This window comes from Collinsella sp. AF19-1LB (assembly GCF_003459655.1).
GTDB lineage: Bacteria > Actinomycetota > Coriobacteriia > Coriobacteriales > Coriobacteriaceae > Collinsella.
In genome coordinates this window covers 200,257-206,480 of sequence record NZ_QRWO01000001.1, presented here as the reverse complement: position 1 = coordinate 206,480, position 6,224 = coordinate 200,257, and the positions used below count along the sequence as shown (strand labels likewise).

4 protein-coding genes are annotated in these 6,224 nt (G+C 47.1%); all 4 read left to right on the top strand.

All coding sequences use genetic code 11. The annotated features are described in order from the left end of the window. The first annotated feature begins 554 nt into the window (after nt 1-554). The 4 genes from DWX39_RS00955 (at nt 555) to DWX39_RS00940 (ending at nt 5,888) form a co-directional block, all read left to right on the top strand. On the top strand, nt 555-1,964 hold the full coding sequence (locus DWX39_RS00955; RefSeq protein ID WP_117758174.1) for a hypothetical protein: 1,410 nt from the start codon (nt 555-557) through the stop codon (nt 1,962-1,964). A 507-nt stretch (nt 1,965-2,471) separates the two neighbouring features. Then, entirely contained in the window at nt 2,472-4,067 is a 1,596-nt protein-coding gene (locus DWX39_RS00950; protein WP_117758173.1) for an SIR2 family protein, read from the top strand. 1,126 nt (nt 4,068-5,193) lie between these two features. Further along, nucleotides 5,194-5,583: a helix-turn-helix transcriptional regulator gene (locus DWX39_RS00945; RefSeq protein WP_117758172.1), complete on the top strand. Its 390-nt coding sequence runs from the start codon at nt 5,194-5,196 to the stop codon at nt 5,581-5,583. Further along, on the top strand, nt 5,580-5,888 hold the full coding sequence (locus DWX39_RS00940) for a hypothetical protein (protein ID WP_117758171.1): 309 nt from the start codon (nt 5,580-5,582) through the stop codon (nt 5,886-5,888). The genes DWX39_RS00945 and DWX39_RS00940 overlap by 4 nt, the downstream gene beginning before the upstream one ends. Nucleotides 5,889-6,224: the final 336 nt, after the last annotated feature.

Genomic DNA, 6,224 nt, shown 5'->3' with positions numbered 1-6,224 from the left:
TTCAGGCTGTTGCGCTGAGATTGAAAATCAACCATCCCGGAGAGTATCAAAGGCTGCTGAAACTTGTTTAACCGACCGCAAGGGCTAGTTTTGTGGACATCAACCCAAGATGGGACCTGCCAAGAGGACCGGACGCCGCTGCGTTCGGACTCGTTTTTCTGCATTCAAAAGCAACGCTGAGCTCGACCTCACGGCTTGCGCCTGCTGCTCGGCGGCCTTCTGAGGCTGAACCCCCTCTGCAATGGCTGCCATAGGCATCGTCGCGTTGACCATGGACGTGCACGCGGTCGCACAGAGCGGGTGGTAAAGGGGGCGTTTCATAGCGGAGCCTCTCGGTGTGCAGCCAATAGGGTCCGAAGGCAGTTTCAGGCCGGCACTCCGCACATTTTTTGTTGGGGTTTTACGGGAACCCCAGTCAACATCAGCGACCTTTCTGGGGTATGTTGGTTGATCCGGGGTGCGCAAAACAACAGTTTCAAATATTGTTGCTTCCTGTTCAATTCTGTCTATCTACAATTAATCGCAAGCGTATGACCTGAGGAGATTGTTTACAGGTGGAATCGGTCACTATTCATTGGATTGTCTTTTATGTCTTTATCGGTTTGTCGAGCGTTCAGCTTGTCCGCTTTGCTGGGCCCTCGGCGATCGGAGGGCAATACACCGTCGAAGAACTGTATCCCTCCGATGAGTCGGGCAGGCTGAACGTTGCCTACCGAATTCTCGCTCCAACAATTTGTTGCCAGCTCCCGGTGTTTATTATGGCTGCGATTTGCGATGCGTTTTCAGTTCCAGGTCCTTCGCTGCGATACATGCCTACCCTTTTCTATTGGTTGTTTCTTGGGGTAATCAAGCATGCAAGGGGTAAATTGCGGTACCGGACTCTTCCTTTCTCATTTGAGGCGTTCATGTCCCTTTTGCTGTCCGTCGCATTCGATCACTTTGTTATCGATGGCTATCTCGGAGGCCAGGGGCTAGATGTGCTTGATACTTCGAGTATTGCCTTTGAGTTTGAGCTGGCATTATTTGGTGTTGTGACCTTTTGGATTTCAACCTTTTTTAAGCGATATCAAATTAAGTTTAGCCGTGTGTACTCAAATGCCGCTCCATCATATGTCGTTCCTTCGGACTCCGTATTTGGTTACTCTTCAATCGATACGGGTGAGGCCAGGCTCTTCTCATACGAGCGCGAATATGGCGATCTCTTACCTCAGCGATTTTCAAGTGATCTTCTGTTGAGAAGTGTTTTCTTTGCAATTATGGCGATTGAGGACGGGAATCGGCCCGAGTTTATCCGAACGATCGAGCGCATGGCAGCTCATTTCCATTTGGCAAAAACCACTGGAATAATGCAGCAGACGAGCGATGCTCCTTTGTCTGATATGGATAGCGTTAAACTCGCAATTCCCTATATTGAGCGCATGTGGGACCAGTTTCTTGTTGAATTCGCCCGTTCTGCCGAAGGGGCAGGGGGAGACGCCCTACGAATCTTCAAGTGTTACTACACCTACGATTACTGTATGTTGTCGCGGACTATCCGCAATCATTTTGCGCCGTTTTACGGGGACTATTGTGGAACGAGATTACTTAATGCTAATCGCGTATTTTGCGATGTTCTTGAATTTGAGGAAAGGCAGCGCTACGGATTGCTTCCAAAGACGGTTTCTGCGACTGGATCGATATGCGCCACTGAGCTTGGATGGCTTTCTGGGGAGTACTGTTATTGGGCCGATTACAATACGGTTGTATCCTGCCTGAATGAAAATGATGGCAATGGCGTTAAACTGGTCAGCAAAAATGATGTGAATAAAACCCAGATAACCGAGACGACCTTAAGGCTTAAGGAGCAAGGTGTTTCCGTTCTTGAGGCCAAGTATGTGCCCGGCGCTTCGGCGACCATCGTGTGCATCGGCGATTCCTCGAAGATTTCGAGTACTGTCGGTAGTGACTGGATGGTTGTTAGCTAGGTGAATCATCTTTGCCTTTCCGCATATTGATTGCGCATTCTCGTGCACGGACGCGAAAATGCTTCGCATTAGTTTCAACGCGAAGAGTATTTGCTACATGATTAACTTTTTTGGATGCGCAATTACTGCGCATCTAGGTTAACATCCAGTTAGTGATGCAGTTGTCGTGGGCTCTACGTGAGGCGATGACAAAGGAGGGTCGTTGTTTGGTTGTTATCGGCAACGGCCCTTTGATTTTAGGAGTTACTTTGGCGATGGAATTTTAGACTTTCGCTCAACTTATCGAACTCCTAGAGAGTCATGGCGTTCTAACTGATGCCGCTGCGCTAGATTGCCTGAGGCGCGAAATGAATATTTGCTCGTCGGAACACTGCTGAATATTGGGTCACCTGTGCGGTTCGAATTTTCAATTGTCGAGCAGCTTTGTCTCCGATGAAGTCTTGCAATTCTAGTAAAATCCAAACATATGTTCTATACTTATGGAAGTAGCTTGTTTGGAGGCGCTAGATGGAAGTCGGAAGAGATGACATTGTAGAAAGCGTTGTACGTTTGATAAATGGGGTGGGGCGTAGCCCATATTTATTCGTCGGCTCGGGCTTTTCCCGTAGATACATGGGTACCGACGATTGGGTTGGTTTGTTAAGGCACCTCTGTTCCCGTCTTTCCGATGATCCCTTTCGGCTTGACTCGTACCTGGCACGTTGTCCAGATGAGTCTGACAATAGCGCATTGCCCTCTGCCGCGACGATGCTTGATAAGGATATGCGCATAGCTGTTCTTGAGGACCCTCGCTTCGCTTCTTTTAGAAACGATCATGTAGAGGACATTCGTCAGCGTAAATCTATTTTAAAGATCATGGCGGCCGAGAGGTTATCCTCGTTCAAACCTGAATATATGACGCATGAGCTTGATATCTTGAGAGAGGTTGGCAGGCGGCGTATCTCTGGAGTTATAACAACCAACTATGACTGTCTCCTGGAGTCGCTATTTCCCGAGTTTAAAGTTTTTGTTGGCCAAGACGATCTCGTCTTTCACAGAACTTTTGAAATGGGTGAAATCTATAAGATCCACGGTTCTATGGATAATCCTGAATCTATGGTTCTTGAGGAGGCAGATTACGCAAAACTCGCCGAAACACAGGATTACTTGGCTGCCAAGTTGTTAACTATTTTTATGGAATACCCAATTATTTTTATCGGTTATTCCCTTAACGACCCCGATATCCAAGCTATCCTCATGTCGATTTCGCGCTGCCTCGGTTCTAACAATCTTGCGTTGCTTAGAAAGCGCTTTATCTTCCTTACTAGGGGAGAAAACGCAACCTCAACTCATTCGTTTACCTTTCCAGGTATTGGCGAGATAAGCATGACCGAGATTAGGACGAACGATTTTGGTGCAGTGTATGAAGCAATTGGACAATCCAAATGCTCCTTCTCGCCCAGGATCATTCGTGAGCTTCGCAGGAGCATCTACGCCTTGGCTGATGAGGGCGATCCGAATGACTCTCTGGTAGTTGAAGCGAGTTTTAGCGACCTCGAGAGACTTCCGGAGGGACAGCATCTTGTGCTGGGTATCGGTGTTGCGAATGCTTCTTTAGGGCACGGGCATATGGTCAAAGCCGAACTTCTATATCGTGATGTTGTGTTTGATGACGAACATGTTGCTCCTAAGCTTGCCGTCGAGGAATACCTTCCTTCGCTGCTTGCTTCTAACTCGGGTGGTTTGCCCATGTATAAGTATTTAAGCGCGTATTCAGGGGAAGTTCTTAATCCAAGGATGCTAAAGGAAATAGATGAGAAGAAGGATTTAGATGCTTTTCTAAACAACAGCCTACGAAAGGCAAAAGGTAGCTATCATCATTCGGGAATTAGACACTCGGTTCAGTCTGTTATAGCTAACGAATGCTTTGAGGAAGCATTTAAAAAGCTTGTGCTACTTGAAGAAGATGAGATCGATCTAAATAAGTTGCTTGAATATCTGAGGGCGCTCATCACGGACGATCGCAAGATAATCCACGGTAATAGCGAGCTGAAACGGCTTATTAGAATGTATGATTTCCTTAAGTACAAGAAGGCCTTCGACATATCGGCTACTAGTGAGTAATCCCACCTAGCGTCTATGAAGAAGGCCATCTTTGTAAACTATGGCATCTGAGCGTATAGTGCGAACACCACGTGCAAATGCATACTTAATATAACGCTTTCTGCTTGAAATCACAATGGTGTCTGTTTCGACCCGCCAATCAAGGGAAGATAGTGTAGAGTATCTTCCTGCAATACAAAAGCTCTTTGGGAGCTTTAAGGGTGACGCTTTCAAATTGAGAGTGTTGCCCTTTTTTCATGTATGCAATGTGTGACGTACTAGCCAAGCACCATCCCGGCAATGGAATGATCGAGCATGGGCGGCTTCTACTGGTTGACGTGATCGTGGTCAAACAAGTGATATCGATTAGAATTAAATCAATTGCGCTGGAAGCCTTCGGGCGACACCTGAAGAGGGTTGATGCGTCGGTCCTCTTTTTTTGTTTGGATGTAAGATTCGGCCAGGCAAAACAAGGATCTCATTTGGGGAGAACAAATATCCGGCGGTTTTCCGCTTCGGGACGCGCGGTTTAAGGGTGCTTTTCGGAAGTGCGGGGAAAAATCGGAAACCTCCGAGCATAAACCGAATTTCGGCAACAAAACCGCAGGTCGCGGAAGGCTAAAACAGGGGTCTGGTCTGTCGATCTCGGTTTTTCACCGCACTTCCGGAAACGCCCGACGGAAGCATGCGGCAAATTTTGGAACCCTCGAGCACATCGTCCTTTTCATGAAAGGAACCCGCAGGTAGAAGCGTTGCCACTATCCAGTGTGGTTGACGTGTCTAGAATATGCCGCACACTTCCGGATTTTGCATAAGCTCGACTGGTTTGTTTATCGATTGGGGCAGAGGAATCTTGTCTGGACCTCGTTATATGTATTTAAATGGATGAACTTAACCTATAAGTTAAGTTCATCTAGAAATGGGAGGTGCCCTTTGGCAGAAGGATATGATCTTGTCGAATATAGAGACCTCAAGGGTCGACCGTTTTGGGAATTGACGGCTTCTCCCGACAACTCTCAATTCCAGAAAATGTTGTCAGACCCTAAGCGGAAATTAACCGCTCGAACAATGATCGGCCAGAATAGCACGTCAACTTCTGGAATCTGAGCCTTGACTTTTATACTTGGCTTTCGAAACGGAGAACACAATGAATAAAGTAGATTTATCTGATTTTTACGCCGATACAGAAACCAGCGAAACACGCGCTTATGAACACGCGCTAGATATCGAGTTTATTGTTCATCGCGAGATGAAGCGTCTGGGTTTAAGCAAAAGCGATTTGGCAAAGCGTATGGGCGTGAGCCTTCAGTCGCTTTCGAAGCTGTTGAATTCTCAGCCCAATATGACGCTGAAGACGATCGCTAGGTTCGAGCTTGCTTTGGGTATCAATATCGTTCCTAAGGTTACCGTTAGCTATTCTAAAGAGCTACCGTTTCTTTCATCCAACAATTTCGTGCGAGAGCAATGGTCTTTTAGGAACGAGCGTCCGTCCTCGCATGTGAATCTCGAGATGATTTCCGGAGGTTTGGCAGCATGAGTGGGGATTTTATTGCTCCGATTCAAGTCGTTCATTTGTTCGTCGTTGACTCCGATTTCCATATCGAGGATTCGCCCTCGGATAACATGGAATTAAAAGTTGACGTTAGCTACCAAGATGTCCATCTTTCGAAAAAAGGTAATGATGCACGCGCAAGTCTAAAGATGTGCGTAATTGGCAGCCTCCTTGACAGAGACGAAGGTGCACAGGAGAAGATGCACGCTGGCGTTACAGTATCCATCTCGGTTTCAGCGCAAATGCCAATGAACTCTCCCGATGACGAGGCGCGTCACTACCTTCTTTAAAATGCTATTTCGATGGCATATGCCCATGCAAAGAGCTATTTGATGGTTGTTACTGGACTTTCACCCATGGGAGCGCTTACATTGCCTGCCATTCTCCCTGCAGAGCTGTCAGCAGATTGCGATGTGCCTTTTCAGAGCGAATAGCATTTCCTCGATGAATCTAAGTCGAATGAGTTGCCGCTCTCACATCCTCTAAAAGTTCTTAAAACAGCCTTAAAGGCGCCTTGGCTCGCTTTTACAGCGTACAATACGCATGTTTGACTATGGCAAAAGTAGATTTTTGGGGAGGGGGAACGCCGTGGAAGTGCTGGTTGTTGGCAACACCGCATATGTTGA

Coding starts and splice junctions, on each gene's coding strand:
- DWX39_RS00940 (WP_117758171.1), top strand. CDS start 5,580: ATGAGTGGGGATTTTATTGCTCCGATTCAAGTCGTTCATTTGTTCGTC.
- DWX39_RS00945 (WP_117758172.1), top strand. CDS start 5,194: ATGAATAAAGTAGATTTATCTGATTTTTACGCCGATACAGAAACCAGC.
- DWX39_RS00950 (WP_117758173.1), top strand. CDS start 2,472: ATGGAAGTCGGAAGAGATGACATTGTAGAAAGCGTTGTACGTTTGATA.